The sequence below is a fragment of the Melaminivora alkalimesophila genome (assembly GCF_000282995.1).
GTDB classification, from domain to species: domain Bacteria; phylum Pseudomonadota; class Gammaproteobacteria; order Burkholderiales; family Burkholderiaceae_C; genus Melaminivora; species Melaminivora alkalimesophila.
This window is the reverse complement of sequence record NZ_ALEE01000469.1, coordinates 1-4121: the sequence shown is the minus strand read 5'-3', so window position 1 is coordinate 4121 and position 4121 is coordinate 1. Positions and strand designations below refer to the sequence as shown.

Sequence of the window (4121 nt, the reverse complement as noted above, 5' to 3'; positions counted from 1 at the left end):
TGCCGCCGCGCGGGCCGGAGCCGTAGGGGCTGCGGAAGCCGCCTTCGCTGCGACCGCCGCCGTAGCCGCCACCGCCACCACTGCGGCCACCGCCGCCGTAGCCGCCGCCACCACCGAAGCCACCGCCGCCGCCGGCGTAGCCACCACCGCCACCGCTGCGGGGCGGGCGCGGCTCCATGGGACGGGCCTCGTTGACGACGATGCTGCGGCCGCCGAGCGACTGGCCGTTCATGCCGTTGATGGCCTGCTGCGCTTCGGCGTCGCTGCCCATCTCGACGAAGCCAAAGCCCTTGGAGCGACCGGTGTCGCGCTCCATCATGACCTTGGCGCTGGTGACCGCGCCGAACTGACCGAAGGCCTCTTCCAGATCCTGGTCGCGTACGGAATAGGGCAGGTTGCCCACGTACAGTTTGTTGCCCATCAGGGACTCCTCAAAAACAATTGGACTTAGCAACGGAGTCCCGAACCCGCAGCCAGTGAATCACAAAGACGCCCTATGCGCGAAAACTGACGGATCACCGCAACCTCAGCGAGGCAAGATGCCCTCGCTTGAGCATTATGAGGCCTAATGGCTGCGCGTGCTCATCCGGGTTGGCCCGAAGGTGTGGCCAAATTGCCGCAATTGTCAAGTTCCTGTTTCAGGGGTTCCGCCCTGTCCCTCGCGCCGCGCGTGTGCCGTCCGTCCCGACCCCCGCCGCAGCAGCGCTGTGCCAGCGCCTGCGGGCTTTGGCATAATTGCGCGCCAGACGCGCCGATTTGCACCGCTTGCGGGCGCTTTACAAATCCTGCTAAAGACGTGACCGAGATCGCACGCACGCAATCCGACCCGGCCCGCCTTTAGCGCGAGCCGGGTTTTTTGCTTGCCATGTCGTTCATCGCCACGCCGCAGACCATGCACTTCGCCGAGGCCCTGCCCCTTGCCTCCGGCGCCTCGATCCGCGACTACCAGCTGGCCTACGAGACCTACGGCGAGCTGAACGCCGCGCGCGACAACGCCGTGCTGGTGTGCCACGCGCTCAATGCCTCGCACCACGTGGCCGGCCGCTACGCCGGCCAGGAGCGCAGCGAGGGCTGGTGGGACAACATGATCGGGCCCGGCAAGAGCGTGGACACCAACCGCTTCTTCGTCATCGGCGTGAACAACCTGGGCTCGTGCTTCGGCTCGACCGGGCCGATGCACACCAACCCCGACACCGGAGAGGTCTACGGCGCGGATTTTCCGGTGGTGACGGTGGAGGACTGGGTCAACGCCCAGGCGCGGCTCCTGGACCGCCTCGGCATCGCGCAGCTGGCGGCCGTCATGGGCGGCAGCCTGGGCGGCATGCAGGCGCTTTCCTGGACGCTGCAGTACCCCGAGCGCATGCGCCACGCGGTGGTGGTGGCCAGCGCCCCCAACCTGACGGCCGAGAACATCGCCTTCAACGAGGTGGCGCGCCGCGCCATCGTCACGGATCCGGACTTCCACGGCGGGCACTTCTACCGGCACGGCGTCGTCCCGAAGCGCGGGCTGCGCATCGCGCGCATGATCGGCCACATCACGTACCTGAGCGACGACGTGATGAACGAGAAGTTCGGCCGCGAGCTGAGGAACGCCGTCAACGGGGGCTACCAGTACAGTACGCAGGACGTGGAGTTCCAGATCGAGAGCTACCTGCGCTACCAGGGCGACAAGTTCAGCGATTACTTCGACGCCAACACCTACCTCCTGATCACCCGCGCGCTGGACTATTTCGACCCGGCGCGCGCGCACGGCGGCAGTCTGGCGCGCGCCCTGGCCGCGGCGCGGGCGAGGTTCCTGCTGGTGAGCTTTTCCACCGACTGGCGCTTTGCCCCGGCGCGCAGCCGCGAGATCGTGCAGGCGCTGCTGGAGAACCGCCGCCGCGTCGCCTACGCGGAGATCGACGCGCCGCACGGGCACGACGCCTTCCTGCTAGACGATCCGCGCTACCTCGCCGTGGTGCGCGCCTATTTCGACAACATCGCCAAGGAGGTGCAGCCGTGAGCGACCACGCCACCATGCATGCCATCGCCCGCCTGGTGCCCGAGGGCAGCCGGGTGCTCGACCTGGGGTGCGGCGACGGCGCCCTGCTCGACCTGCTGCAGCGCGAGCGCGGCTGCTCGGGCTACGGCATCGAGATCGCGGATGCGAACGTGCTCGCCTGCGTGCGCCGCGGCGTGGACGTGATCCAGCTGAACCTCGACGAGGGTCTCGCGGCCTTCGCCGACGACAGCTTCGACGTGGTGCTGCAGATCGACACGCTGCAGCACCTGCGCAATGCCGAGGTCATGCTGCGCGAGACCGCGCGCGTGGGCAAGAGCGGCATCGTGGCCTTCCCGAATTTCGCACACTGGCCGAATCGCCTGTCGATCCTGCGCGGGCGCATGCCGGTCACGCCGCGCCTGCCCTACCAGTGGTATGACACGCCCAACATCCGCGTGGGCACCTTCAAGGACTTCGAGGTGCTGGCGCGCAAGAACCGCCTGCGCGTGCTCGACGCCTTCGGGCTGCAGGACGGACGCGAGGTGCGCTGGCTGCCGAACGCGCGCGCCGGCACGGCGGTGTTCCGCTTCGAGCGGGATTAAAGGGGCGGGTGCCCTACGTGCAACTGCGTAGGGGAATGCGTGAATAAATGTAACGGCGGTGGCACAGTAGATTCATAGGCTGCTGTGCCGCCCGATCCGGTGGCGGTGCCTCCTTGCCAGAAAAGAGGGTTCCCATGCCTGCCGCCCGTCCCGCCCCCGCTGCGCCAGCGGTCGTTCGCAGCCGCTCCGTCGCCCGGCGCGTCACCCTGCTGGCGCTGGCGCTGCTGGCAGCCGTGCTGGTGCTGGTCGGCGTGGCGCTGGCTGTGCTCACGGAGCGCAGCACGCGCAGCCAGCTGATCGGCAGCGTCGCCACCACGGCCGAGGCGGTGGCGCAGTCGCTGGACGCGGCGGACAACACCAACCGCGAGATGGTGCGCGGCTCCATGCGCGGCTTCCAGCGCTTCTTCGAGGCGACCATGCAGCTGGACGAGGCCACCGGCGAGCTGCGCAGCTACGGCGGGCTGGTGAACGGCGACTTCGGCTCGGTGGACCGCTTCGCGCAGGAGACCGGCAGCCTGGCCGGCGTCTATGCCAGGCAGGGCCAGGACTTCGTCCTCGTGACCACCTCGGTGAAGGACGAGCAGGGCCGGCGCGCGCTGGACGTGCCGCTGCCGCGCACCGATCCGGCGTACGCGGCGGTGAGCCGGGGCGAGGCGTTCACCGGGCTGGTGCGCGTGCAGGGCAAGCCTTACATGGGCCACTACCTGCCGGTGCCGGACGCTTCCGGGCAGGTGGTGGCGCTGCTGTTCATCGCCAACGACGTGAGCCTGTTCCAGTCCATGCTGCAAAAGCAGGTGGCGCAGACGCGCTTTTTCGAGCATGGCGGGGTGTACGTGATCCAGCCCGGCGCCTCGCCCGAGCAGGCGCGCTTCATCTACCACCCCACGGCCGCCGGCCGGCCGGTGCTGGAGGTGGCTCCGGCGGCCCGCTCCTTCCTGGAGGCGCTGGCGGGCGCGCCGGACGGCCATGTGCGCGACGCCGTGGCGCTGCTGGAGCCGGCCACGACCGACGCCTGGGCGCTGATGCGCAAGACGCAGGCGGGCTGGTGGGTGGTGGCGGAGGTGCCGGACGCCGAGGCCATGGCGGCCCACCGGCGCACCACGGCAGCCGTGTGGGGGCTGATGGCGCTGGCGCTGCTGGCCATTGGCGCCGGGCTGTTCGCGGTGCTGCGCCGCGGTGTGAGCCGACCGCTGACCGAGCTCACCCAGGCCATCACCCTGGTCGCGCAGGGCGATCTGACGCAGAGTTTTTCCACCGCGCGCCGCGACGAGATCGGAGCGCTGGTGCGCGAGGTCGAGGGCCTGCGCCTGCGCTACGTGCGGATGCTGCAGCAGGTGCGCCAGGCGGCCGAGAGCATCGATACCGCCAGCGCCGAGATCGCCAGCGGCAACCGGGACCTGTCGGCGCGCACCGAGGCCACCGCCAGCAGCCTGGCCGAGACGGCTCAGAGCATGGAGCAGCTCACCGCCACCGTGCAGCAGTCGGCTGACGCGGCGCGCCAGGCGAACCGGCTGGCGGCTTCGGCCGGCGAGGTGGCG

Annotated in this window: 4 protein-coding genes; 3 read left to right on the top strand and 1 reads right to left on the bottom strand. The window is 69.7% G+C overall.

Going from position 1 to position 4121, the window contains the following annotated elements:
- Positions 1–421: RNA recognition motif domain-containing protein (locus A612_RS09115; protein WP_019374188.1), on the bottom strand; the 421-nt coding region annotated here is incomplete at its 3' end.
- Positions 422–865: 444 nt separating this feature from the next.
- On the opposite strand from A612_RS09115, the gene metX reads away from it, so the two are divergent.
- From metX to A612_RS09100, 3 genes are all read left to right on the top strand, one after another.
- Complete coding sequence (gene metX / locus A612_RS09110; RefSeq protein ID WP_019374187.1) at positions 866–2002, top strand: homoserine O-succinyltransferase MetX; 1137 nt, start codon at positions 866–868, stop codon at positions 2000–2002.
- Positions 1999–2583, top strand: coding sequence for a methionine biosynthesis protein MetW (gene metW / locus A612_RS09105; RefSeq protein ID WP_019374186.1), 585 nt, complete (start codon positions 1999–2001; stop codon positions 2581–2583). Before metX ends, metW begins: the two co-directional genes overlap by 4 nt.
- Before the next feature lie 134 nt (positions 2584–2717).
- A partial coding sequence (locus tag A612_RS09100) for a Cache 3/Cache 2 fusion domain-containing protein (protein ID WP_019374185.1) occupies positions 2718–4121 on the top strand: 1404 nt, incomplete at its 3' end.

Bases quoted from the DNA above. Each gene is read 5' to 3' on its own strand.
- metX (WP_019374187.1), top strand. From the start codon at position 866: ATGTCGTTCATCGCCACGCCGCAGACCATGCACTTCGCCGAGGCCCTG.